The following is a 22,354-nucleotide window of genomic DNA, read 5'->3' on the forward strand; positions in this document are numbered from 1 at the left end:
CCGATCGGCCGCCGGGGACACGGGTGGTCGATCGCGCGAAGAAACAGGGACAGAAGATGCGAAGGGGAGGATACGTGGTGAGCGAGGGGATATTGCGTATGAAAGGCCTTGTTCTGGCGCTGGCGGCCACGGCCGCGATCAGCGGTTGCCAGTCCGCGCCCAAGCCCGAGGATATGGCGCGCACCAGCCTGCAGACGGCGCCGGCTGATCTGCAGCTTCTGTGTGCCCATGCGGCCGCCGGTGCTGCCCAGGTCGACAGCGCCAAGGTCTTGCCGACCAGTTCGCGGGCGCTCGATGCCGCCTCCTACAGCGTCGACCTCGACGCCGCTGGCCGCAAGTTCACCTGCATCGTCGACACCGCCGGCAGCGTGAAGTCGGTCACGCCGGTCTAGCAGACAACCCGGCCGCGGCCATGCTGCCGGCCGTCAATCACCAATATTGAACAGCGTCGAAGGATCGGCAACGACGGGCGCTGCGTAGAAGGTCAGGCGCGCCGCGTCCATCAGCAGCAGCGGCTGGTCCATCTCGACCGCAAGGCTGGTGATCCAGTCCTGGAAGTCGCGCACGCGGTCGGCGTAATCGGCCGAAACATCGTGTGCCTCGGACGGGTCGGCGCCAAGATCGAAGAGTTCGACCTTTTGCGGCAGCGTCGCCTTCCAGACGAGCTTCCAGTTGTCCCGGCGCACGGCGCCGCCCATGGGGTCGACGTTGTAGACAACCTCGGTGCGCGGCGTCGGCTTGCCCTCGCTCAAAGAGGGCCAGAGGTTGATGCCGTCGAGCGGCTGGTTCTTGTCGAGCGTCGCGCCGACGATCGCTGCCAGCGTCGGATACATGTCGACCACATGGACCATGCCTGCGACCTTGCCGGGCTTGATCTTCTTCGGCCAGTTGGCAAGCGCGACCACGCGGGTGCCGCCCTCGTAGAGTGTGCCCTTGCCGTCGCGATAGGGGCCGTTGTCGGCCGGCAGCCCGCCGCTCACCTTGCTGTCGCCGGCAAAGAGCGAACTCGTCACACCGCCATTGTCGCTGTGAAAGACGATCATCGTGTTGTCGCGCATGCCGCGTTTTTCGAGCGACGCCAGCAGCTTGCCGATACCGTCGTCGAGCACGGAGATCATCGCCGCATAGGCACGGCGGTTCTTGTCGGCGATGTGCTTGTAGCGCTCGAGATAGTCATCAGGCGCCTGGAAGGGCGTGTGCGGCGCGGTGAAGGCGAGGTAGAGGAACAGCGGGCTTGAGGGGTCGTGGCTTTCGACCACCCGGGCTGCCTCGTCGCCGATCAGCGTGTTGTCGAAGCCGGTCTCCTCGAGCGGCCTGTTGCCACGGTACCAGTCCTTCACCCCATGGGAGGCGTGCTTGAAGTGGTCGATCTCGCCGACCAGCGCGCCATAGAAGGTGTCGAAGCCGCGCTGCTTGGGCCAATATTCCGGCTTGGCATGGCCGAGATGCCACTTGCCGACCAGCGCGGTTCTGTAGCCGGCATCCTTCATGACCTGGGAAAGCAGGTATTCGTCGAGCGCCAGCCCGTAGGAGCCGGGCGAGGGGATCACGCCCGTCTGCAGGCCATAGCGCAGCGGGTAGCGGCCGGTGAGGAAGGCTGCGCGCGTCGGCGTGCACATCGGCTGGGTGTAGAACTGGTCGAAGGTTACGCCGCTCGCCGCCAGCCTGTCGAGATTGGGTGTGCTGATGTCCGAGCCGCGGAAGCCGACATCGCCCCAGCCGAGATCGTCGGCGATGATGTAGACGATGTTCGGCGCCGTCGCGCCGGCTGCTTGTGCCGCATTCGGGGCAAGAGCCGCAAGGCTCGCCGGCAGGCCGGCGGCAACGGCGATCGCCGCACTGCTCATGAGAATGTCGCGCCGGGTCAGGCCGGCTTCCGGATCCGCCTCAGCCGTCTTGCCGCCGCATGCGTTTGCACGGGCGTTGTTCGCTTGCAGTTCAGACATGCGCACCCCCTGGAAATGCGACCCGACCGGACGGCGAATCTTTTATTCGATTTTTCTAATATCTGCACCTTCCGGTAGCGCCGTCAATTAACATTGTCGTGGTGGCAAAGGGGCGAAATGGCGCGTCGTTGACGGCCTATCGACGGCTGTATCGTTGAGCTGTCGCGGCACTGTCACCGATAATTTTCATGGAATTAAGCTTTGTGCAGCGCAAATAAATAATGCTGCAGTGCAAATAGTATTTGGGCGAATTGCGTTGTTTGGTCAGTATATTTTCCAGAACTTCTTCCAAGTTTGGAAAATATGTGCTCTCATAGGTTTAGTTGGAAGGAGGACATGCCATGCTCTCGTTCTTCGAGCACTTTGCACTTTTCGACGCCTTGATCGTTGCGGCGATCTGCACGCTTCTGATCCTGAGTTACTTCAGCCGCGAGGCCTGAGGGCGCGGGGAAGCAAAACGGGATCCGTGGACGACCCGGAGGGGTTCCGCGATGGCGCGCGGGCGCTTCAAGCTTGCCGTCGCTGAACCGCGACAACACGTGGCGTCATGCACTTCGATCTGCATGGCTTTACGGTCGTAGCGCTGAACCGGCTCAAGCCGTGCGCCTTGCCGAGACATGCAGCCAGCGGGTCGGTTCGCCGTCATAGCCGCTTCCATCGGCCTCGCTGATGTCAGGCTCGGGCCAGCCGGCGTCTTCGAAGCAGGCGCGCAGCCAGTCGGCTGAGGGGTAGTTGAAGTAGCGGCCGAAGCGGTCGTGGCCTTCCGTCTCGCCGGCCTTGAAACTCGCCTGCAGAAGACCGCCCGGCTTCAGCGTCCGGCGAATGCGTGTGAGCACGTCGGCAAGCTCCGTGCGCGGCACATGCAGAAGCGAGGCCTCGGCCCAGATGCCGTCGAACCGTCCTTCCCAAACGATCTCCTGAAACGTGATGACCTCGACCTTGCGGCCGATGCGCACTTCGGCTTCCCGCGCCAGTTCCGCCGAACCGTCGCAGGCGCTGACGTCGAAGCCATGGTCCAGCAGAACAAGGCTGTCATGCCCGCCGCCGCAGCCGAGATCGAGCACGGAGGCGCCGGGGGCGAGACGGGCCATGAAGGCCGCGAGACGGGTTGCCGGCGGCTTGCGTTCGCGCGCCGCATAGGTGGCGGCATTGTCGCGATAGAAGGCGAGGGTGTCGTCGTCGGGTTTTGTCATCGATGCTTTCTGGGCGTTGGCGCCGGCGTGGGAAGGGCGATTGCCTTGGGCTGCGAAATCCGTTCCGTCAGCGTTTCGCCATGGGTCGTTTTTCTCCGTTCGAAGCCCGAGAGCAGATTAGACGAAGATGGCGGCAGGCGGAGCAAAAAATATCGGCATGCTGCGGTTAAAGCGGGCTGATCGACAGGCCTAACGCTTCCGGATAAGCATGTGGCAGTTGTCCTCAGCCGGAACCTTCAATGGCCGATCTCCCCATTCTCCTGACCTTCGTTGCTGCACTCTTCGTTCTGGAGATCACGCCCGGTCCGGACATGATGCTGGTGCTCGCCCGCGGGATCGGGCAGGGGCGCCGGGTGGCGCTGCTAACGGTGGTCGGCATGATCTTCGTCGCCGGCGTCGTGCAGGTAGGCCTGCTGGTCCTCGGCGTCGCCTCGCTGCTGAAGGCCTATCCCGCCGGGCTCATGCTTCTGCAGTGGGTGGGGGCCGCCTACATGCTCTATCTCGGCGCGCGCATGGTCTGGTCGAGTTTCGGCGATGCGGCTGAAAGCAAGCGGCTGGCGGCGACCGAGGTGTCGGACTGGCGCGCGGTCCGCGAGGGAACGATCAACAGCCTGACGAACCCGAAGTCGCTGCTCTTCATGTTCGCCTTCCTGCCGCAGTTCGTGGACCCGACCGCCGGCCCCGTTTGGCTGCAGCTTGCCGTGCTCGGCATCGTGCAGAAGCTTGCCGGCATCCTTTCGCTCGGTTCGGTAGCGCTTGCTTCGGGGACGGTCGGGCAGGCGCTTTATCGTTTTCCGCGGCTGCTCGTCTGGCAGCAGCGTTTTACCGGCGCCGTCATGCTGGGGCTCGGCTTCCGGCTCCTGTTTGCAGGCAACGCCAGCGCGCCGGCGGTCAAAACGTAAGGCGGCGCTTGTCCCCGCTGGGCGGGGACAGCACTTGAAAGACGTTGATTGATGGCAGAGGGCCTAGGTCTTCTGCCGCGTCGTGTCGATTGGCCGGGTGTGGAGCCGGCAATGCCTACGGTCTTACTTGGCTGCCTGGGTCGTGCCGAGCACGTAGTCTCCGTCCCAGTGCCAGATCTGCTTGTCGTCAACCGTGACCTTCACGATCGCCTGGAAGCCAGCGAGCGTGCCGCTGCCGGCGTGGAACGCACAGGTGCCGAGCGGCGGCTTGGCCGTATCGTAGACGACGCAGTATCCGAGCGCCGAGTCGCCGTTTCCGACAGCGATGACGGCGGTGCTGCTGGAGAAGAGGGGATTGGCGACCACCGGTCCATAGTAGAGGATTTTGCTGCCAGCCGGGATCGCTTCGAGGTTCGATTCCGTAATGGTGCAGAAGCTCGGGGTGTCGCCGGTGAACTGGCTGCACTCCTTGGCGATCTTGAGGGGTTGCGTCTCCGGTGCTGCGGGTGCCGCCGACGCCGCTTGTGCCAGCGCCAGGGCGGCGCCAGCCGACAGGATAAACAGTCTGCTCATGGCCTAGTCCCTCCGGTCGAATTGAGGGGAGAAATTTTACGCTTCGCCTCCTTCTCCGGCAATTTGCCACTTTGGGTTATCAGGCGCCGGGTGCCGCTGCCGGCGCAAGGACAAGCGGACGACGGGCGTCTGTGCGATTGGGGCCAAGCGGCGCGAGCGTAGCGGTTGAGCAGATGGCTTGCTTTACCTCCTGGCGCGTGGCATTCGGCTCAAGCTGACGTAACGTCAGGTCCTGGACGTAACGTGCGCGGAGCCCCAAAAGCCCGAAAAGCGCACGGAATTAGGTCAATAATATTGACATAAATTGGTCGTCATGGTCCTGTCGCGTCACCGTCCAGAGCATCCTTCCTTCCAGGGGGATCGCCCGAAGCGGGAAGATGCTCTAAACAAAAAACCAGAGCGTGCTTTGTGCGTTCATGCGAACGCACGGCGCTCTAGAATGACGCGGGAGGAAGCGGAGAACCGCTTTCCGCTTATAATCTCTGAGGAAACACCCCATGCTGGATTGGGAACATATCTTCGCGACGCGCTCGAACCGGATGCGCGCTTCGGAAATCCGCGAACTGTTGAAGCTGCTCGATCGCCCCGACATCATCTCGTTTGCCGGCGGCATTCCCGATCCCGCGCTGTTTCCGGATGCGGAATTCAAGGACGCCTATGCGGAGATCTTTTCCGGCCCGGCCGTGAGTGCCGCCCTGCAGTATTCGGTCAGCGAAGGCTACAAGCCGCTGCGCGAATGGCTTGCCAAGCAGATGGCCGATCTCGGCATTCCCGCCGGCGCCGACAACATCTTCATCACGTCCGGTTCGCAGCAGGGCCTCGACTATCTCGGCAAGCTGTTCCTGTCGCCGAACGATACCGCACTTGTCACCTGGCCGACCTATCTCGGCGCGCTGCAGGCCTTCAACGCCTATGAGCCGACCTACGACCAGCTGAACCCCAACGGCAACCGCACGCCGGAAGCCTACCGTCAGGCGGCGGGCGAGGCGGGCGGCCGCGTCAAGTTTGCCTATCTCTCGGCCGACTTCGCCAACCCAACCGGCGAGACCGTCGACCGGGCCGGCCGCGAGCGCGTGCTGACGCTCGCCGAAGAGCTCGACATTGCCGTCATCGAAGACGCGGCCTACCAGTCGCTGCGCTATGACGGCGAGCCGGTGCCGCCGATCCTGGCGCTCGAAATCGCCAAGAAGGGCGACATCAACAACACCCGCACGATCTATTGCGGCTCGTTCTCGAAGACGCTCGCTCCCGGCCTTCGCGTCGGCTGGGTCTGCGCCTCGGAAAAGGTGATCCGCAAGCTCGTGCTCTTGAAGCAGGCAGCCGATCTGCATTCCTCGACCATCAACCAGATGGCGATCTGCACCGTTGCCGAGCGCGGCTTCGATGAGCAGGTGGCGAAGATCCACCGGGTCTACAAGCAGCGCCGCAACGCCATGCTCGCAGCGCTTGAAAAGTACATGCCCGAGGGCGTGTCCTGGACGAAGCCGGAAGGCGGGATGTTCGTCTGGGTGACGCTGCCAAAGGGCATGGACGGCGCCGCACTGCTTGCAAAATCGATCGAGACCGCCAAGGTCGCCTTCGTTCCCGGTCGCGCCTTCTTTGCCGATGGCTCGGGCGAAAACACCCTGCGCGTTTCCTTCTCCTGCGCCAACGATCAGATGATCGACGAGGGCATCCGCCGGCTCGGCGACCTCATCCGTGGCGAAGTTGCGGCTCTGGCAGCTTAAGGCTTCGTCAGACCTTCCTCATTTTGAGAAACGCGCTTGCTCCTGCGGGCGCGTTTTTCTTTTGGCTGGTAAAACCTTCGTGTTTTAGTCAAGATGACGCATTGATCGAAGCGGGGCCTTCCGATAGTTAGAACGTGACATGACCGGGCACCCCCGGCCACGTAAGCGTTAACGTCACTCAACGCGTATGATCGAACGGCCAGAAGCGGCTTCGATCTGCGCGACTGTGTCCTGCGGATCGAGCTTTTCGAGGCCCTCCAAAGGATGCAAATGGACAATTCTCCCAACTATTCCCATCTCCCGACGCCGCGCATCGAGCGTGTTCGCCAGGAGCTGAAGCGCCGCTCGCTCGTCGTTTCCGGCATCGAGCGGGTGACGCCGGGCATGCTCCGGATCACGCTTTCCGGTGAGGATCTCGCCGACTTCGTCAGCCTCGGGGCGGATGACCACATCAAGATCTTCGTGCCCGGCGCAAACGGCACCGAAGAGCGCCGGGACTATACGCCACGGCGCTACGACACAGACGCGCGCGTTCTGGCGCTCGATTTCGCGTTGCACGAGGCGGGCCCCGTGACCGCCTGGGCAATGGCGGCCTCCGTGGGTGACAAGCTCGAGATCGGCGGGCCGCGTGGTTCGGCGGTCGTGTCTGGAGATTTCACGCGATGGCTGCTGATCGGCGACGAGACGGCACTGCCGGCGATCGGGCGGCGGATCGAGGAGACGCCGGCGGGGCATCAGATCACCAGCGTCGCCGCCGTCACCGGGCTGGACGAGCGGCAGAAATTCCGCACCAAGGCGGCGCTCACCACCCATTGGGCCTATCGCCCGCTCGATCAAGCGCACGATCCGGCAGCGCTGCTTGCCGTCGTGCGTCAAGTGGCGCTCGAGCCCGGCACCTTCGTCTGGATCGCGGCCGAAGCCGCAGTCACCCGGGCGATCCGCACCCATCTCGTCGAGGAGCGCGGCTTGCCGCTCAGCTGGCTGAAAGCCTCCGGCTACTGGGTGAAGGGCAAGGCCGACAGCACCGAGAAGTTCGAATAGACATCACGCTTTCCGGCGCCTTTGCTCGGGCATCACGACGGGAACGCTCGGCCGGCGGATCAAAAGATCCGCGCAGGCCCTGCTGCGGTTACCTCAGGCGCGCCTCTCTTGAGGGGCGCCCGCCGCCCTCATGCCGGCGGAACAAGGCCGGGAAAACATGTCGTGGGCTCGGGTGCGCAATTGCCTTGTCGCGGAGAGTCAGGTCATTTCGCATCTTTGGGCGACGTCGATCCGATCCTGCGGATCGACTGGTGCCATCAATGGTTCACTTCGAGGGCAGGGCAGGCTTGGACCTCATCGACGATCAAGCGCAATCCGATCAACCGACGCCGCGCATGTATGCCTGGGCGCGCAATTCAGCGGCCTATCGGCTGGCGCGGCAGATGCTGACGGAAAAGCAGCTCTTCGACGCCATCTCGCGCAAGGCGCGGGAGAAGTTCGAGGATATCAGCGTGAACCAGGTGGAGCTGCTGGCGGCTGTGGCCGTGACCTTTGCCTATGACAATGGCGCGCTCAACGACAAAGCTTATGCCGAGATCAAGACCCGCTCGGCCATGCGCGGCGGCAAGTCGAAGCGGGCGATCGCTCAGAAGCTGTCGGAAAAGGGCGTCGCGCGGGACGCCGTCGCTGCGGCGGTGGCGGAAGCCGACGATCTCTATGCGGCCGTCGTCTTGGCGCGAAAGCGCGCCTTCGGGCCGTTCCGCAAGGCGGCGCTCGACGAGAAGCGTACGGCCAAGGAGCTCTCCGCCTTTGCCCGGGGCGGCTTCAGCTTCGAACTGGGCAAGCGGGTCTTTGCGATGTCGGTCGACGAGGCCGAGGACATTTTGTTTGCAGGCCGCTCGCTCTGACCTAAGGGGCCAGGTCGTGTTGTCTGATTGGTCTTCCTGTTCGCCTGGGTCAGGCCTCAGGCGATCGGCAAGGACCTTGCCGCCGCGGAGGCGGGCATGCTGGCGCTCGCCCTGATCTCCGGCATCGTCCAGTACGCGCTTGCCTTCTGGCTCTACCTGATCGGCCTCAAGCGCCTGCCGGCGAGCACGGCTGCGCTGTTCCTGACCCTGACGCCCGTCTTCGGCATCGGGCGTAAAGGCCGCGGCAATTACCCGCGCTTCAGCGCCGGATCGTCCATCGCCGGATTGTAGAACAGCGAAAGCGTCAGGCTGCGGGCGATGCGTTCGGCCGTGGCCATGAACCAGGCCTTGGCCTCGCCGTTCGGGGCGATGTCGTCGAGCGTCGTGGAAAAGAGATCAAGCCATTTCGGAAAGAGATCCGGCGTCATGTTGGCGACGCCGACATGCGCCTGCACCGGCTTGCCGCCATAGGCGCCGTTGCGGAAGGCGACGGCCGACCAGAAGCTCTTCATCTTGTCCATGTGCTCCGGCCAGCGGCCGGAAAGCCTGGCGTCGAAGACGGGGCCGAGATCGGGATGGACGAGCACGCGGGCGTAGAAGGTCTCGACGAGACGATCGATGAAGGCCGCATCGATGCCGATCGCCTTCATCTCGGCTTCCGCTCGTTCGCGGATTGCTGCGACATGAGCGGCGCGGCCCTGCAAGTCGTTGTCGTCCATCCCGATGTCCCTGTCTCGATGCCCCTGTCTCGATGCCCATGTCTCAGGCCCAGGCCCTTATCTTTGGCGTCTTGCATATAGGCATGCGGGGGCGTCGCGCCAGAGGCCGAAGGGGCGATTGCGTCAATCTGTCAGAGGTAACGCTGGGTGAGTTTTGCCAGTGCTGTTCTACCCGGCCTTGCAACGGATTGCCCGCGTCGCGCGTCGCAGTAACGGTTGCGAGCCGGCACGTCGTAACTGTTACGTACTTGGACACCCACCCCCGCACGCGCATCATCCGCCCGGTCCTCGACAGCAGTGCATTTCCGATCGCCTTAACTAGGAGAGTACGATGAGCATGCATGACGATAACAAGGCTGCGCCAGCGATGGCCGAGAATGGGGTAACGGATGTCAGCCGCCGCGATCTCCTTCTCAGTGGAACAATTTTTGCAGCCGCGTCGCTGGTGGCAGGCGCTGCTTCGGTAAGTCCGGCCAAGGCGCAATCCTCTTCTTCCGCGAGCGGCAAGCCGCCGAACATCCTCGTCATCTTCGGCGACGATATCGGCATTCCGCAGATCAGCGCCTACACGATGGGGCTGATGGGCTATCGCACGCCCAATATCGACCGTATCGCCGCCGAAGGCGCGATCTTTACCGACAGCTACGGCCAGAACAGTTGTACGGCGGGCCGCGCCTCCTTCATCCTCGGCCAGGAGCCTTTCCGCACCGGGCTCTTGACGATCGGCATGCCGGGCGACCCGCACGGCATCCAGGACTGGATGCCGACAATCGCCGACGTGTTGAAGACCAAGGGCTATTCGACCGGCCAGTTCGGCAAGAACCACCTCGGCGACCGCGACGAGCATCTGCCGACCGCACATGGCTTCGACGAGTTCTTCGGCAACCTCTACCACCTCAACGCCGAGGAAGAGCCGGAAGGCTATTTCTATCCCAAGGATCCGGAGTTCAAGAAGAAGTTCGGCCCGCGCGGCGTCATCAAGTCGAGCGCCGACGGCAAGATCGAGGACACCGGCGCGCTCAACACCAAGCGCATGGAAACGATCGACGAGGAATTCCTGACGGCTGCCAAGGATTACATCGACCGGCAGGTGAAGGCCGACAAACCGTTCTTCTGCTGGTTCAACTCGACCCGCATGCATGTCTTCACCCACCTGAAGCCGGACTCGCTCGGCAAGACCGGCAAGGGCATCCATGCCGACGGCATGGTGGAGCATGACGGTCACGTCGGCCAGCTCCTGAAACAGCTCGACGATCTCGGCATCGCCGAGAACACCATCGTGCTCTACACCACCGACAACGGCGCGGAACTGGCGCTGTGGCCGGACGGCGCGCAGACGATGTTCCACGGCGAGAAAGGCACGACCTGGGAAGGCGGCTTCCGCATTCCGATGATGGTGCGTTGGCCGGGCGTGGTAAAGCCGGGCACGCAGATCAACGACCCGGTGACGCTGATGGACTGGCTGCCGACCTTTGCGACCGCCGCCGGCATCGCCGACGTCAAGGAAGAGATGAAGAAGGGCTTCAAGGGCACGTCGAAGACCTTCAAGGTGCATCTCGACGGCTACGACCTGACGGGGCTGTTGAAGGGCGAGGCGAAGGAGCCGCCGCGTGACTCGGTCTACTACTTCGACCAGGGCGGCAACCTCAACGCTATCCGCTGGAACGACTGGAAGCTGAGCTTCGCCCAGGCGAGCCACGGCAACATCGCGACGGCCACCCGTGAGGTGCCGAGCTGGGCCGTCATCGCCAACCTGCGCATGGACCCCTACGAGCGCGGCATGGAAGACGGCGGCGGGGCGATCGAGTTCCTCGCCCGCAACATGTGGCTGCTGGTGCCGATCCAGGGCAAGATCAAGGAGTTCTTCGCCGACTTCAACGATTATCCGTACCAGGCCGGCAGCACGCTGAACGCCAGCGGCATCAACTATGGCTGGCTGGCGCAGCAGGCAGCGATGAAGCGGCTGGGCGAACTGGAAAGCCTGGCGCCGCGGTAAAGAGCGGAAAGACTCCGCCGCCGGCGACCGCTGGCGGCGGGACGCAAAGCGCCGGCGGCTTGTAAAAAGGCCGCCACCTCTTGCCGCGGGTCAAGGTCCGGCGGCATCCCTTGCGTAATTCCTTGCGTTCGATCGCAAAAAAGGAGCGTGCGATGTGCCTGCGGAGTCTGCGTGCCCTTGCCCTACACACGGCGATCCTGGTGGCGTTGCCGACAGTGGCGCCGGCACAATCGGTGATGACTCAGGGCATACGCACGAGCGAGGCGCAGGAGCCAGCGCTGATCCATGCCGACCAGCAGTCCGCGGCGCAACAGAAGCTCGATACGCTTTATGCCAGGCTGGGCAAGAGGCCGAACATCGTCTGGCTCGTGGTTGATGACATGGGCTATGGCGACCCCGGCGCCTATGGCGGAGGTGCTGCGATCGGCGCTGCGACACCCAACATGGACAGGTTGGCGCGCGAGGGCCTGAGGCTCACCTCGGCCTATTCGCAACCCACCTGCACGCCGACGCGCTCGGCGATCCTGACGGGCCGGTTGCCGGTTCGCACCGGCCTGACGCGGCCGATCCTTGCCGGCGACAAGATCACCAAGAACCCCTGGGCCGACGAGATTTCCCTGCCGACGCTGCTTGGTGGGGCAGGGTACAAGACCGTGCTCTCGGGCAAGTGGCATGTGGGCGAAAGCGAAGGCATGCGGCCGCACGAGGTCGGGTTTGATGAATTCTACGGCTTCTACGAGGCCGAGAAGGAAATCACCCAAGGGGTCGACAAGCGGCGTTACCCCGATCTGGTGCTGAACCCCGAGCGGCTGGCGATGCTGAGGAAGACCGGATCGAGCACGGCGCTGGTACAGGCGGTAAAGGGCGGGCCAGTCAAGAAGGTCGAAGAGATCGACAGCATCGAGAAGATGGCCGAAGGCGATCGGATGCTCAAGGAATTCACCGTGAAGAAGATCAAGGAGCTTGCTTCGGGAACGGCGCCGTTCTTCCTCGAACACTGCTTCATGAAAGTGCACGCCGACAATTTCGCCTCCAAGGCCTTCGAAGGCAAGAGCGGCAGCAAGTACCCCTACAAGGACGACGTGGTGGAGGTGGATGCCTATATCGGCGAGATCGTCGATGCGCTCGATCAGGCCGGCGTCCTCGACAATACCTTCATCTTCGTCACCTCCGACAACGGCCCGCAGCTCGATAGCTGGCCGGACAGCGGCTATACGCCGTTTCGCGGCGCAAAGGGATCGGCCTGGGAGGGCGGCATCCGCATCCCGGCGATCGCCTACTGGAAGGGCATGATCAAGCCCGGCCGCGAAAGCGACGAGCTCTTCGACCTGATGGACCTCTTCAACACGTCGCTGAGCCTTGGCGGCATCAGAGACAAGGTGCCGGTCGACCGCTACATCGACGGCATCGACCAGACCTCGTTCCTGCTTGCCGACGACGGCCGTTCGAACCGCGAGAAGGTGTTCGTCTGGAACGAGCAGAACCTGATGGCGATGCGCATGTACGAGTACAAGATCCACGTGAAGGTGGTGGAAACCAAGGCCCAGTGGCTGAACATCGACATGACCACCGTCAGCGACGTTGGCCTCGCGCCGTGGCTCTTCAATCTCTACATCGATCCGAAGGAGGAATATCCGGTCGGCCACCGGATGAACGCCTTCCTCGCCTCGATGCTGGCCGAGATGAAGGCGCATGCCGCCACCTTCAAGAAATACCCGGCGAAGAACATCGGCCTTGGACAGTGAGCGATCCGGTACATAACAGGGGACGTCGGATTTTCAGTGGACGCGGCGGGGATTTTCAGGCGCCGCGCCGGCCCAGTGAGGTCCGGTGGCGACTTCGTCTTGCCGCCGTGAGAGGGGCAGTTGAGATAGCGCTTTCGCGATTGCGCCCAGCGACACCACATCCTAGTTTCCCGCCAAATCTGCCGGGAGCTGAACCATGCGAATTCGACCTGCGGTCAAGGACGACCATCCGGCGCTTTGCGCGATCGACAGCGTTGCGGCCGACGATCTGAAGCGACGCGCCGACATTGCCGACTGGATCCAGCAGGGCTGCTGCCATCTCATCGAGATCGAGGGGGAGGCTGCCGCCTATGGCGTGCTGACCCACCACTTCTTTGGCCAGGCCTTCATCGAAATGCTGATGGTGGGGACGTCCTGGCGCCGGCGTGGTCTGGCTGGGACGCTGATCGCCCACTTTCAATCCATGTCGTCGGGCGCGAAACTCTTCAGCTCGACCAACATGTCGAACCGTCCGATGCAGGACCTGTTGGTCAAGGCCGGGTTCCGGCCGAGCGGCTACATCGACAATCTCGACGAGAACGATCCGGAGATCGTGTTCTACAGCCCCCCAAGCCGAGCGTGACCTGAGGGGCTGGATAGCGTGGGGCTCAGGCGGCCGCGCCGAGCTCGGCGAGGTGGCCGGCGAGGTCGGTGCCCCGACCGGCGGCGTTGATCGTGTCGAAATATTCGTGCCAGCCGGATTGGGCGATGCCGGCGACGAGGGCTTCGAGTGCTGTCGCGTCCGGGCAGCGCCAGACGGCGAAGAAGGTCTGCGATGCCGCATGCAGCTTCGACTGGTCGACCTTGCCGAAGGTGATGAGCTCGACGCCGAGCGCCGACAGGCCCGGCATGGCGGAGCCGATCGCGGCCAGGAACTGCTGGCGCCCCTGACGGGGAAGGGCGAGCCACGCCGGCTTGGCGCTGTAAAGTTCGGTCAGGTAGTGAGGCATAGTCTGCTTTCTTGTTGTCAGTCTGAGGTTATGCCATTCCGGGCGCTCTCAAGCGTTTCCGGAACTGGATCTGGTGGGGATGGATCGAAGCGCGCGGCGACAGATGCGCGATGTCGCGGGTCCTGAGCTTTCGGCGGACCAGCGTGCCGCCAGCGCCTGGACCCACTCGGGCCGATCCTTGGCCGCATCGTTCAGCCAGTTGCCGATCGAATCCTGCACGTAAGGCGAGGGATCGGCGCGCAACGGCTCGAGCACGGGCAGCGCGCGTTCGGGTTCTTTCTTGAGCACTGAGAGATGGGCGCACCAGACGCCGCGCGGGCGGATGGATTCCGAGGCGAAACGGCGGATGCGTTCGGATGGATCTGATGTCCACTCTGCCGCCAGCAGGGCGATCGCTTGATCCAGATCGGCCGCGAGATGCGGGCGAACGGCGATCCAGGCCCATTCGCGAACACCGAAATGGCTATCGTCGGCCAGCGGCCGGATCGCGGCCAGCCGCTCGGCGAGGGTCATGTTTTCTCCGGCCGCCACCACGAAACAGGCCCAGCCGCGCACCGTGTCCGAGGAATGCTGCTTGAGCGTCTCGAAAGTCGAGGGGCCGAGGCGCTCTCCGATCAGCCGGGCGGCAAGCGGCATGCGCCGGGAGATGCCGGCCGACGCGGCCGATGTCATCTCGGCAAGGGCATCGTCGTCGATGCCGGGCACGATGTTGCCCATCAGCGCTGCGAAGTCGACCGCGAGGCATTCGGTCAAGGTGATGGCTTGCGCTCCGGCGTTCAGCTGCGCCAGGCGCTCGGCGCCAATGCCGCTGGCGCCGCGTTTCTTGGTCTTGCTCTCGCTCACGCCTGTGTTTCCGGCGTGTTCTTGGGCGTGGCGCCGGTCTCCAGATTTTGCCAGATGCGCTTGAGCAGCCGGTGGAACGTCTGGTGTTCATCGGCGCTGAAACCGGCAAACAGCGAGGCGATCCAGGCGCTGTGTTCGCCCAGCAGATCGCGGGCAGTCCTGCGGCCGGTTTCGGTGAGCATTACCGCGATCTTGCGCCGGTCATTAAGGCCCGAGCGGCGCTCGACGAAGCGATCGCGCTCCAGGCCGTCGAGGAGCCCGGTGATGGTGGCGCGCGTCACGCCCGCGCGATCGGCAAGCTCATGCGGCGACAGGCCCTCGGGTTGATCGTTGAGCAGGAAGAGGATAACGAACTTGCCTTCCGACAGCCGGTGGGGCGCCAGTCTTGCGGCGCAATCCCGGTCGATCGCGCCTGACAGCGCCAGCAGTTCGAAGCAGGCGCGCATGTTGCCGGTCTCGGCGACCGCACGACGCTCGGCTTCCTGCAACATGGCCCGGTGTTTTTGTTCCAGCATTGTCATAAGGCGACAGATAATAAGGCGCCTAATTAGAGTCAACGGCTTCTTCGTTGTCGGCTGTGGATGGGGCGGCAGACCTGCCCTACCGCCCGATCATCCGCTCCTGCATTTCTTCGCCGATGAAGCAATTGTAGCCCTCACCGAACCGGGCTGCGCGCACCGTTTCGGGCGACAGGCGGCTTATCTCCAGGCCGGAGATTTCGATGATCAGCTTGCGCAGGATGGCGCGGGCGAACTCGCCGCTGTCCGTCACCTTCACCAGAAAGGCGCCGTCGCCGCCGATCACGCATTCGCGGTAATAGGCGTCGAGATCGGGGATCGCGGCGGAGTCCCAGGCGACGTGGGTCTTCAGCATGATCGGCAGGCCGTCGATGGTGATGCCGCGGGCAACGGTGGAATTGCGGGCGACAGGGGCGGGGACGCCGGAATTGTTGGGACCGTCGCCCGAGATGTCGATGACGCGGCGGCTGCCCTCAAAGGGGCTGTAGTCGAACAGCCGTCGGGTGAAGGCCAGCGTGTTGGAGATCGAGGTGAAGGCGATCCGCCGGATCGGCTGCCGCCGCAGCAGCTCGGAATATTGCGAGGCCGTGCCGCGGCCGTCGATCAGCGTCCAGGGCGTGACCTGCACCGCCGAGCCGCCCCATTCGACATAGGTGACGGCGATGCGGCCGACGGGACCATTCTCGATCGCCTCGATGAGGGCGGGCTCCAGGAAGGCCGCGACATAGCCCTGCCGCTGCAGCCGCTGCTCGTCGAGTTCCATGGAATAGGAAACGTCGACGGCGAGCACCAGTTCGAGATCGACCCGGAGCGGTTCGGCGGAAGCACTCCCGCAGAAAAGGCAGACGTAGGCAAGAAGGATCGATCCGAGCTTCATGGCAGCCGATACCGAAGGCGAGCGGGATATCCATGCTACGCCCAAACCGACCTAGCGCAATGCGGGGTCCGCCGCCGATGGATTGGCCGGCTGAGCCCCCTGCGGTTAGGCAAACCTGCCGGCAGGCTCTGGTCAGGTCAGCGGCGCAGCTTCTGCAAAAGCGGTTCCAGCGCCTCGATCAGCGGTTCGGGCGAAACCGGATCGCCGCCTTCCTCCCAAACATTCTGAAACTCGGCGATTTCAAGCCCGACGACTTCGCTCCTGGCAAGGACCGCACAGGCTGCACGCAGGTCATCGAGCGACAGCCCGTTTTCATGCTGGTAGTCGGTGGGCACGATGCCGGGGTTCAGCACGTCGCAGTCGAGGTGGATATAGACCGGACGGCCGGCGACGGCTTCGGCCAGCCTTTGCGGGAGATTGGCACCGGGACGAATATGCGGAATGCGCTTCGCCTCGATGACTTCGGCCTCGAAGGGATCGAGGTCCCGCTGGCCGACGAGCACGATATTTTCGATGGAAAGCCCGCCGCCCAGACCGGACTGCCAGAGGCCGCAGGGCCCGGACAGCGCCAGCCCGCCGAGATAGCCGGTGCTGCTGGCCTCGGGCGTATTGAGGTCGGCATGGGCGTCGAACCAGACGACGACCGCATTGCCGTGGTGCCTCGCAAGGGCAGGCAGGGTTGCGAGCGAGACGGCACAGCGGCTGGTCGCTGCCAGCGAAAACGATCCCTCGGCGTAGACCACATCGAAGCGATCTCGCATGCGCTTCAGAGCCGGCATCGCGGCTTCGAGCTCGACCGCCCAGTGGCCGTTCAGCGCCGGTTCCGGATCTCCGACCGTGACCGTTTCGAGGCCGAGTTTTCGGGCGAGATGGGCGGCAACGGACTTCGCGCCGGGAATGCCGAGGTCGTTGTGATCGCCGGCGCGACCCTGAAAGCAGGTGAGGGCAATGGGCATCGATGGCGGCTCCAACTCGCGTTTGCAGCGAACGAAGCACAGAGGCCGTCGATTTGGCAAGGCTGGAAGCCGAACGGCGCAATGCGGTTGCGTCCGTTCGGTATTCCTTCATGCCAGCGTCCTTGCTCGGTGTGCCTTCTATCCGAACACCAGCGAGCGGTGCAGTTGCGCGCCGGCCCAGGCGCCGTCGCCGACGGCAAGCGAGACGGAGTGGGGAACGCGGCCGACGTCGCCGCAGGCATAGGCGCCGGGAATGGTGGTTTCCTTGGCGGCCGTCGCCCGGATCTGCAGGCCCATCGGGGTCTCCTCGATCTCGCAGCCGAAGCGCTCGGCGATGTCGCATGAGGGCGTGGTGCGGGTGGCGACGAAAAGGCCTGCGAAGGGCAGGCGGCGGCCATCCGTCAGCACGACGTCGGCATGGCCTTCGAGCCGTGCGACCGGGGTTTCGTCGATGGTTACGCCGCGCCTGACGAGATCGGCACGGCCTTCGGCGTCGAGGGTGATGGCGCCATTGGTGAAGAAGGTCACCTTGCCCCATTCCGGAATGAGCTGCGCCTGGTGGATCGACATGGGGCTTGCCGCGATGACGGCGATCTCGCCCTGGTTCAGCTCGTAGCCGTGGCAATAGGGGCAATGGAAGGCGCTCTTGCCCCAGCGCTCGGCCAGCCCCTCGATCTGCGGCAGGCCGTCCTTGACGCCGGTTGCAAAGAGCAGGCGCCGGCCTTCGAAGGAGGCGCCGTCAGCGGTGGTAACGAAGAAGGCATCCTGCTTGCCGCTGGCTTTCTCGGCACGGCCGTCGATCCAGGTGAGCGTGGGGTAGGCGAGCAATTGTTTGCGGGCGCTCGCGGCGATCTCGCCGGGGTCGATGCCGTCCTGGCCGAGGAAGCCATGGGAATGGCTGGCAAAACGGTTGCGGCGAATGCCCTCGTCGATGATCGTCACGCGCCGGCGGGCGCGCAGAAGCTGGAGGGCGGCGGCCATGCCGGCATAACTGCCGCCGATGATGATGACGTCCTGTTGCATGGGTCTTCCTTTCGGTTGGGCGCAGGCCAGCCCACCGGTTTCTTGAACCAGTGTCTCGACCCGGGCTTTGGGCAATAGGATTCCGGCCGGAAACCGCTTATGCGGTCCCGGTGTAGTCGGATGTGTCGGGATCGATCACGTCAGGACGGATCGATCGGCTGCTGTCAGTGCGATCGGAGCCGGTGCCGCCGGGCAAAGTCCTCGGCGAGGTCGGCAAGGGTCACGTGGGCGAAGCGGTCGAGCAGCAGCGCCTCGGCCTCCGCAAAGGCGGTATCGAGGGCGGCGTTGACCGCCTGTTCGACGAGGCATTCCGGCATTTCCTGCCGGTTGCCGATGGCAAAGATCGCGGGTTCGCCGAGTGTTTCGTGCAACTGCCTGAGCGTCACGGTCTTGAGATCGGCAGTGATCGCCCAGCCGCCCGCATGGCCGCGGGCGGAGGAAACGATGCCGGCATCGCGCAGGAAACCCATGGTGCGGCGTACGACCACCGGATTGGTGCGCATGCACATGGCAAGCTCGTCCGAGGTCAAGGGCTCGCCGCGCTCGGCCATGTGCAGGAGCGCGTGCAGGACGGAGGAAAGGCGGCTGTCTTTTTTCATGTAACTTCAATTATTACGAATCGAAGTGCGATGCAAGCGGTACCTCTAGCTCACGCCAAAAGTGCCAAGCGACAGAGGCTTGCCTGACGAGGTGCCACTCCTGTTGTCAGCGCATTCGGCTAAGATCGCCGGTATGCTTACCACCGCTCTTCGACTGGGGTCTTCGGTCCGCCGGAAGCTTGTACCGTGAAGACGGACGTTATCGTTTCATAGCTGAAATCCGCGACCACCTCAGTTGCAACAACTTCACAACGTTCTCGATCTTCATCGTCAAAAGCTGAGTCTACTAAGAACTCGAGGACGATATTGTCGTTGTTCCAGCCGCACGTTACGGCCGATATCGTCGGCGGGACTGTTCCGAGCAAGGCGCGTTGCACGCTGAGGAGCAGTCGTTTCTCGCGATCTGACGCTGGCATAAGTACCTTCATTGCTGGGGCGGTTCGAATCTATGACGCCAGATGGATGGCCCCAAAGGGATTGTACTTGAACTCGTCCTCGTCATAGGCGTCGACGGGCAGCAATTGGGCGCCGCGGTGCTTCAGCACCGTCTCGACGCCGTCGCTGAAGACTTCGTCGGCAACGGTGTCGATCAACGCGCTCAAGGCCAGTTCGTCGTCGGAGAGGGTTTTCGGCGCGTAGACTTCGGGTATCCCGACCAGATGGAAGCCGATGCTGTAGAGATGTTCGTCGGTGCCGATCGGCCGCTTGGCAAAGGCGAGGCGGCAGGGGCGGGCAAGTGCAGCGCCTGTTTGGCCTTCGGCGTCGCGAGCAAGCTCTTTCCACCTCTCAACGCCGTGGGCGACGCCGGCGCTCTCGCCCTTGGCGGCGGCGATGCCGTTATCGAGAGTGTGGGCGACCAGCCGAAGTGCGATGGCTGAATGTTTGACCGCATCGTCTGCCGTCATCGGCGGGCCGAGCACATAGATGACCGAGCGATGGTCGCTGACGGCCTCTTCGTCCGCTTCGGTCCAGGCACCCTTCTTGACGCGATCCCGGCAGACCTCGAAGGACATCGGCATTCGGTCGTCCGGGGCGTCCTCGGAAAAGGTGTCGTCGATCTCGAAGCCTGGCGCGACACTCTCGATCGCCGACTGGATCATCTCGCAAAGCATGGAGAAGGGGCGTTCTCCGCCGAGCAGGCAGAGCACGTGACGTGGTTTGACTTCGGAAAAGCTCATGGCCGCGGTCCCCCGGTGGTTTGGGCGAAGCTGTCGCAGACACCACCACAAGATGCAAGCGGTCAGTGGATGGCTTTCCTAGACGTGCTCCGGACTTTGCCCCCGGGCCGGCTGCCGTGCCCTCGCGACGATGACGATGCCGATGAGCGAGACGACGAGGCCGGCGGCCATGGCCCAGGAGAGGGGCTCGCCGAACATGATAAAGGCCCAGATCATCGTCACGGGCGGGCTCAAATAGAGGATGGCGGTGACGCGGGCGGGCGAGGATTTTTTCAGCGCCAGATAATAGAGGCTCCAGGCGCCGAAGGTGGCGACGAAGACCAGCCAGAGGATACCGCCGACAAAGCCCGGATCGAGCACCGGCAGAACGCTGCCCTCATGCCAGGCAAAGAGCGCGAAGATCGCTGCCGCCGACAGGCACTGGATCGAGAGGCTTTGATGCACCGGCATGGCGCCCGCCGGGCTGCGCTTCTGCAGCAGGGTCGCCAGCGCCAGCGACAGGGTGCCGAGAACCGGCAGGCCATAGGCCCAGAGCGGAACGTTGCCGATATCGAGCGACCAGCCGGAGGCGATCAAGACACCGGTCAGCCCGATGAAGGAGCCGAGCCATTGGCGGGCGGTCAAGGCCTGGCCGAGGACCGGCCAGGAGAGGATGGCGACGGCAAGCGGCAGCATGTCGGTGATCAGCGCCACGAGGCCAGTGGGCACGCCATAGGAGATCGCCAGCGCAAAGCCCGCGAGATAGCCGGACATGGCAAGCGCGCCGAAGAGCATCTGCGGCACGGCGTCCTGCAACCGGATCTCTGGCCCGACCGTCAGGGCGAAGGGCAGCAGTATGAGACCGGAGACGAGGCTGCGCCAGAAGAGGATCAGGAAGAGCGGCGCGTGATCGATGGCGAAGCGGATGCCGACGAAGCCGGCGCTCCAGGAGATCACCAGCGCGGCCTCGAGCAGGATCAGGATGACGACGGCCCACATCCGGTTTGGCTGGCGGGAAGGCAGCGCAGCGACGTCGCTCATATCAAGGGTTCCGGCTCTAGCGGCTGGGGAGGGCCGCGTCGATGGCGGCGGCGGATCGCGGGCGTTCGGCGCGGCGGCGCCGGCCCGGCATCGGCAGGGTAAGGATGAAGAGCGAGCCGACGATCAGCCCGATGCCCGCCCAGCCCTCGGCCGGCAGGCGCTCGCCGACGATGACGACGGCAAGCACGGCGGCGATGACCGGTTCAAGCAGCGACAGCGTGGTCGCCATGGTGGCCGACACGCGCGCGAGGCCATAGGCGAAGAGCACGTAAGCGACCAGCACCGGCACCAGCGCCATGTAGATACCGACGGCGACATTGGTCCACGACGCTAAAAGCGGCGCGCCGGTGAAGGCGAGCACCGGCAACAGCAGAGTGCCGCCGACACCGAAGATCGAGCCCATGGCGGCGCGTGGCGGAATGCCCGCCTGCATCAGCCGCCGCGCGACCCAGGAATAGAGCGCGTAGAGCAGGCCGGAGACGAGGCCGAGCAGGATGCCGTAGAGGACGGCCGTCGCGTCGGCAGCACCGGCGCTGCCGTGGCTTTCCGAAAAGGTGAGAAGCACGGCGCCGCCAAGGCCGGCGGCGGCACCCAGCAACCAGCGAGTGGTGAGCTTCTGACCGTCGAAGATGCGCTCGATCAGCGAAGCGGCGAGTGGCGCCGAGCCGATGGAGATGACGGTGCCAATGGCGACGCCGGCGAGATGCATGGAAGAGTAGAAGGCAAGCGGATAGATCGCGACCGAGAGCGAGCCGAGGATCAGCATCGGCCACTGCGCGGCGATCTTCGCCCTGCTTTTGACGATCGAATGCAGCGCCGTCAGCGCCAGGAGCAGGCCGCCGAGGCCCATGGCGACGGCGCCGATGCCAAGCGGGCTGACCCCTGAAGCAAAGGTGGCGGTGGTGCCGGTCGTGCCCCAGAGCGCGGAGGCGGTGAGCACGCAGGCAAAGCCGACGAGAGAAGCGGAATTTCGGGAGGTCATAGCTGGTCCATGATCGAGATGGCGATCCGGCGCGCGGTCTTCAGCCGTGCGTCATGTCCGTCGAGCCCGGCACGCGACATCGCGCCTTCGAGCAGGAAGGAGAGGTGCTCCGCCGTCTCGTCGATGGCGGCACCCGCGTCGGGCTTCATCTCGGCGAGATATTGCTTGAAGAGCGTTTCCACCTCGTCCTTCTGCGAGGCGACGATGTCGCGGGCGGGATCGCCGACCGAAAGCTCGGCTGCGGCATTCAGGAGGCCGCAGCCGCGGAAGCCCCAGGAATAGGCCATTTCAGCGTGGTCGACATAGCTGTCGAAGATCGCCAGTACACGGTCTCTCGGCGTTGCCGCATGAGCCAGGCGCTCGCGGTAAAGCTCCTGCCATTCCCGGTGGCGCGCCTCGATATAGGCGTTCACCAGATCGGTCTTGGACGAGAAGTTGTTGTAGAGGCTCATCTTGGCGACGCCCGCATGCGCGGTGATCGCATCGATGCCCGTGGCGCCGACCCCATCCCGGTAGAACAGTTCGGCTGCCGCCTTCAAAAGCCGCTCGCGCGCCGGCGCCTTGTCGCTCATCGCTTTCTCCAATCTATTAGGTAGACCGATCTACCTATTTTGGTCCGATGTCAAGTGACGCGGTGTTTTTCAAAGGGGAGATGAGGATGCGGTGATGCGCCGGCCGA

General features: G+C 64.1%; 24 protein-coding genes. 9 read left to right on the plus strand and 15 right to left on the minus strand.

Going from position 1 to position 22,354, the window contains the following annotated elements; genetic code table 11:
• The first annotated feature begins 98 nt into the window (after positions 1-98).
• Positions 99-392 carry a hypothetical protein gene (locus IB262_RS01755; protein WP_226020593.1) on the plus strand — a complete coding sequence of 98 codons (294 nt, stop codon included), beginning with the start codon at positions 99-101 and terminating at the stop codon, positions 390-392.
• Between the two features lie 33 nt (positions 393-425).
• Here the strand turns inward: IB262_RS01755 and IB262_RS01760 are convergent, their stop codons facing one another.
• Together IB262_RS01760 and IB262_RS01765 are read right to left on the minus strand one after the other, a co-directional pair.
• The gene (locus tag IB262_RS01760) at positions 426-1,946 is read right to left on the minus strand and encodes an arylsulfatase (RefSeq protein ID WP_112975915.1); all 1,521 of its coding nucleotides are present in this window, start codon (positions 1,944-1,946) and stop codon (positions 426-428) included.
• 593 nt (positions 1,947-2,539) lie between these two features.
• Positions 2,540-3,139: a class I SAM-dependent methyltransferase gene (locus IB262_RS01765; RefSeq protein WP_090294452.1), complete on the minus strand. Its 600-nt coding sequence runs from the start codon at positions 3,137-3,139 to the stop codon at positions 2,540-2,542.
• 239 nt (positions 3,140-3,378) lie between these two features.
• On the opposite strand from IB262_RS01765, the gene IB262_RS01770 reads away from it, so the two are divergent.
• Positions 3,379-4,041, plus strand: a complete 663-nt coding sequence (locus tag IB262_RS01770; RefSeq protein ID WP_060605301.1) for a LysE family translocator — start codon at positions 3,379-3,381, stop codon at positions 4,039-4,041.
• 123 nt (positions 4,042-4,164) lie between these two features.
• Here the strand turns inward: IB262_RS01770 and IB262_RS01775 are convergent, their stop codons facing one another.
• Positions 4,165-4,614 carry a hypothetical protein gene (locus tag IB262_RS01775; RefSeq protein WP_060605298.1) on the minus strand — a complete coding sequence of 150 codons (450 nt, stop codon included), beginning with the start codon at positions 4,612-4,614 and terminating at the stop codon, positions 4,165-4,167.
• 497 nt (positions 4,615-5,111) lie between these two features.
• Between IB262_RS01775 and IB262_RS01780 the strand changes: the two genes are divergently transcribed.
• From IB262_RS01780 to IB262_RS01795, 4 genes are all read left to right on the plus strand, one after another.
• On the plus strand, positions 5,112-6,341 hold the full coding sequence (locus IB262_RS01780) for a PLP-dependent aminotransferase family protein (RefSeq protein ID WP_034792987.1): 1,230 nt from the start codon (positions 5,112-5,114) through the stop codon (positions 6,339-6,341).
• A gap of 270 nt (positions 6,342-6,611) precedes the next feature.
• Complete coding sequence (locus IB262_RS01785) at positions 6,612-7,382, plus strand: siderophore-interacting protein (RefSeq protein WP_192493365.1); 771 nt, start codon at positions 6,612-6,614, stop codon at positions 7,380-7,382.
• Between the two features lie 260 nt (positions 7,383-7,642).
• The gene (gene recX / locus IB262_RS01790) at positions 7,643-8,230 is read left to right on the plus strand and encodes a recombination regulator RecX (protein WP_113189696.1); all 588 of its coding nucleotides are present in this window, start codon (positions 7,643-7,645) and stop codon (positions 8,228-8,230) included.
• Between the two features lie 27 nt (positions 8,231-8,257).
• Positions 8,258-8,521 (plus strand): EamA family transporter, encoded by a 264-nt coding sequence (locus IB262_RS01795; RefSeq protein WP_112975910.1) that lies wholly within the window; start codon positions 8,258-8,260, stop codon positions 8,519-8,521.
• Here IB262_RS01795 and IB262_RS01800 read toward each other — a convergent pair.
• On the minus strand, positions 8,479-8,949 hold the full coding sequence (locus IB262_RS01800; protein ID WP_112975909.1) for a truncated hemoglobin: 471 nt from the start codon (positions 8,947-8,949) through the stop codon (positions 8,479-8,481). The two genes, IB262_RS01795 and IB262_RS01800, sit on opposite strands and share 43 nt — an antisense overlap.
• Before the next feature lie 331 nt (positions 8,950-9,280).
• On the opposite strand from IB262_RS01800, the gene IB262_RS01805 reads away from it, so the two are divergent.
• The 3 genes from IB262_RS01805 (at position 9,281) to IB262_RS01815 (ending at position 13,312) form a co-directional block, all read left to right on the plus strand.
• The gene (locus IB262_RS01805; RefSeq protein ID WP_034793006.1) at positions 9,281-10,945 is read left to right on the plus strand and encodes an arylsulfatase; all 1,665 of its coding nucleotides are present in this window, start codon (positions 9,281-9,283) and stop codon (positions 10,943-10,945) included.
• A gap of 152 nt (positions 10,946-11,097) precedes the next feature.
• The gene (locus IB262_RS01810; RefSeq protein WP_112975924.1) at positions 11,098-12,690 is read left to right on the plus strand and encodes an arylsulfatase; all 1,593 of its coding nucleotides are present in this window, start codon (positions 11,098-11,100) and stop codon (positions 12,688-12,690) included.
• Positions 12,691-12,886: 196 nt separating this feature from the next.
• Entirely contained in the window at positions 12,887-13,312 is a 426-nt protein-coding gene (locus IB262_RS01815; protein ID WP_090294191.1) for a GNAT family N-acetyltransferase, read from the plus strand.
• Between the two features lie 25 nt (positions 13,313-13,337).
• Here IB262_RS01815 and IB262_RS01820 read toward each other — a convergent pair whose 3' ends face one another.
• The 11 genes from IB262_RS01820 to IB262_RS01870 all read right to left on the minus strand — a co-directional run bounded on the left by IB262_RS01820 (position 13,338) and on the right by IB262_RS01870 (position 22,247).
• Positions 13,338-13,679, minus strand: coding sequence for a DUF6616 family protein (locus IB262_RS01820; protein WP_034793040.1), 342 nt, complete (start codon positions 13,677-13,679; stop codon positions 13,338-13,340).
• 48 nt (positions 13,680-13,727) lie between these two features.
• Positions 13,728-14,522, minus strand: coding sequence for a DNA alkylation repair protein (locus IB262_RS01825; RefSeq protein ID WP_112975908.1), 795 nt, complete (start codon positions 14,520-14,522; stop codon positions 13,728-13,730).
• Positions 14,519-15,043: a MarR family transcriptional regulator gene (locus IB262_RS01830; RefSeq protein ID WP_090294187.1), complete on the minus strand. Its 525-nt coding sequence runs from the start codon at positions 15,041-15,043 to the stop codon at positions 14,519-14,521. The genes IB262_RS01825 and IB262_RS01830 overlap by 4 nt, the downstream gene beginning before the upstream one ends.
• Before the next feature lie 79 nt (positions 15,044-15,122).
• Positions 15,123-15,917, minus strand: a complete 795-nt coding sequence (locus IB262_RS01835) for a DUF1194 domain-containing protein (protein ID WP_089043536.1) — start codon at positions 15,915-15,917, stop codon at positions 15,123-15,125.
• Between the two features lie 137 nt (positions 15,918-16,054).
• On the minus strand, positions 16,055-16,873 hold the full coding sequence (locus IB262_RS01840) for an arginase family protein (RefSeq protein ID WP_112975907.1): 819 nt from the start codon (positions 16,871-16,873) through the stop codon (positions 16,055-16,057).
• Between the two features lie 138 nt (positions 16,874-17,011).
• On the minus strand, positions 17,012-17,896 hold the full coding sequence (locus IB262_RS01845; protein WP_112975906.1) for an NAD(P)/FAD-dependent oxidoreductase: 885 nt from the start codon (positions 17,894-17,896) through the stop codon (positions 17,012-17,014).
• Positions 17,897-18,060: 164 nt separating this feature from the next.
• A complete protein-coding gene (locus IB262_RS01850; protein WP_034793085.1) occupies positions 18,061-18,495 on the minus strand; it encodes an Rrf2 family transcriptional regulator in 435 nt (144 codons plus the stop codon).
• A gap of 446 nt (positions 18,496-18,941) precedes the next feature.
• Positions 18,942-19,673 (minus strand): hypothetical protein, encoded by a 732-nt coding sequence (locus IB262_RS01855; protein WP_192493366.1) that lies wholly within the window; start codon positions 19,671-19,673, stop codon positions 18,942-18,944.
• A gap of 78 nt (positions 19,674-19,751) precedes the next feature.
• Positions 19,752-20,693 carry a DMT family transporter gene (locus IB262_RS01860; protein ID WP_112975903.1) on the minus strand — a complete coding sequence of 314 codons (942 nt, stop codon included), beginning with the start codon at positions 20,691-20,693 and terminating at the stop codon, positions 19,752-19,754.
• Positions 20,694-20,709: 16 nt separating this feature from the next.
• A complete protein-coding gene (locus IB262_RS01865) occupies positions 20,710-21,675 on the minus strand; it encodes an EamA family transporter (RefSeq protein WP_110818652.1) in 966 nt (321 codons plus the stop codon).
• Positions 21,672-22,247 (minus strand): TetR/AcrR family transcriptional regulator, encoded by a 576-nt coding sequence (locus tag IB262_RS01870; protein ID WP_060516055.1) that lies wholly within the window; start codon positions 22,245-22,247, stop codon positions 21,672-21,674. Before IB262_RS01870 ends, IB262_RS01865 begins: the two co-directional genes overlap by 4 nt.
• Positions 22,248-22,354: the final 107 nt, after the last annotated feature.

Source organism: Ensifer sp. ENS02 (genome assembly GCF_014851885.1).
Taxonomy (GTDB): Bacteria; Pseudomonadota; Alphaproteobacteria; order Rhizobiales; family Rhizobiaceae; genus Ensifer; species Ensifer adhaerens.

What these genes read in the sequence shown, in the direction of transcription:
- IB262_RS01755 (WP_226020593.1), top strand. Translation starts at nt 99, where the DNA reads ATGAAAGGCCTTGTTCTGGCGCTGGCGGCCACGGCCGCGATCAGCGGT.
- IB262_RS01760 (WP_112975915.1), bottom strand. Translation starts at nt 1,946, where the DNA reads ATGTCTGAACTGCAAGCGAACAACGCCCGTGCAAACGCATGCGGCGGC.
- IB262_RS01765 (WP_090294452.1), bottom strand. Translation starts at nt 3,139, where the DNA reads ATGACAAAACCCGACGACGACACCCTCGCCTTCTATCGCGACAATGCC.
- IB262_RS01770 (WP_060605301.1), top strand. Translation starts at nt 3,379, where the DNA reads ATGGCCGATCTCCCCATTCTCCTGACCTTCGTTGCTGCACTCTTCGTT.
- IB262_RS01775 (WP_060605298.1), bottom strand. Translation starts at nt 4,614, where the DNA reads ATGAGCAGACTGTTTATCCTGTCGGCTGGCGCCGCCCTGGCGCTGGCA.
- IB262_RS01780 (WP_034792987.1), top strand. Translation starts at nt 5,112, where the DNA reads ATGCTGGATTGGGAACATATCTTCGCGACGCGCTCGAACCGGATGCGC.
- IB262_RS01785 (WP_192493365.1), top strand. Translation starts at nt 6,612, where the DNA reads ATGGACAATTCTCCCAACTATTCCCATCTCCCGACGCCGCGCATCGAG.
- recX (WP_113189696.1), top strand. Translation starts at nt 7,643, where the DNA reads ATGGTTCACTTCGAGGGCAGGGCAGGCTTGGACCTCATCGACGATCAA.
- IB262_RS01800 (WP_112975909.1), bottom strand. Translation starts at nt 8,949, where the DNA reads ATGGACGACAACGACTTGCAGGGCCGCGCCGCTCATGTCGCAGCAATC.
- IB262_RS01805 (WP_034793006.1), top strand. Translation starts at nt 9,281, where the DNA reads ATGAGCATGCATGACGATAACAAGGCTGCGCCAGCGATGGCCGAGAAT.
- IB262_RS01810 (WP_112975924.1), top strand. Translation starts at nt 11,098, where the DNA reads ATGTGCCTGCGGAGTCTGCGTGCCCTTGCCCTACACACGGCGATCCTG.
- IB262_RS01815 (WP_090294191.1), top strand. Translation starts at nt 12,887, where the DNA reads ATGCGAATTCGACCTGCGGTCAAGGACGACCATCCGGCGCTTTGCGCG.
- IB262_RS01820 (WP_034793040.1), bottom strand. Translation starts at nt 13,679, where the DNA reads ATGCCTCACTACCTGACCGAACTTTACAGCGCCAAGCCGGCGTGGCTC.
- IB262_RS01830 (WP_090294187.1), bottom strand. Translation starts at nt 15,043, where the DNA reads ATGACAATGCTGGAACAAAAACACCGGGCCATGTTGCAGGAAGCCGAG.
- IB262_RS01835 (WP_089043536.1), bottom strand. Translation starts at nt 15,917, where the DNA reads ATGAAGCTCGGATCGATCCTTCTTGCCTACGTCTGCCTTTTCTGCGGG.
- IB262_RS01840 (WP_112975907.1), bottom strand. Translation starts at nt 16,873, where the DNA reads ATGCCCATTGCCCTCACCTGCTTTCAGGGTCGCGCCGGCGATCACAAC.
- IB262_RS01845 (WP_112975906.1), bottom strand. Translation starts at nt 17,896, where the DNA reads ATGCAACAGGACGTCATCATCATCGGCGGCAGTTATGCCGGCATGGCC.
- IB262_RS01850 (WP_034793085.1), bottom strand. Translation starts at nt 18,495, where the DNA reads ATGAAAAAAGACAGCCGCCTTTCCTCCGTCCTGCACGCGCTCCTGCAC.
- IB262_RS01855 (WP_192493366.1), bottom strand. Translation starts at nt 19,673, where the DNA reads ATGAGCTTTTCCGAAGTCAAACCACGTCACGTGCTCTGCCTGCTCGGC.
- IB262_RS01860 (WP_112975903.1), bottom strand. Translation starts at nt 20,693, where the DNA reads ATGAGCGACGTCGCTGCGCTGCCTTCCCGCCAGCCAAACCGGATGTGG.
- IB262_RS01865 (WP_110818652.1), bottom strand. Translation starts at nt 21,675, where the DNA reads ATGACCTCCCGAAATTCCGCTTCTCTCGTCGGCTTTGCCTGCGTGCTC.
- IB262_RS01870 (WP_060516055.1), bottom strand. Translation starts at nt 22,247, where the DNA reads ATGAGCGACAAGGCGCCGGCGCGCGAGCGGCTTTTGAAGGCGGCAGCC.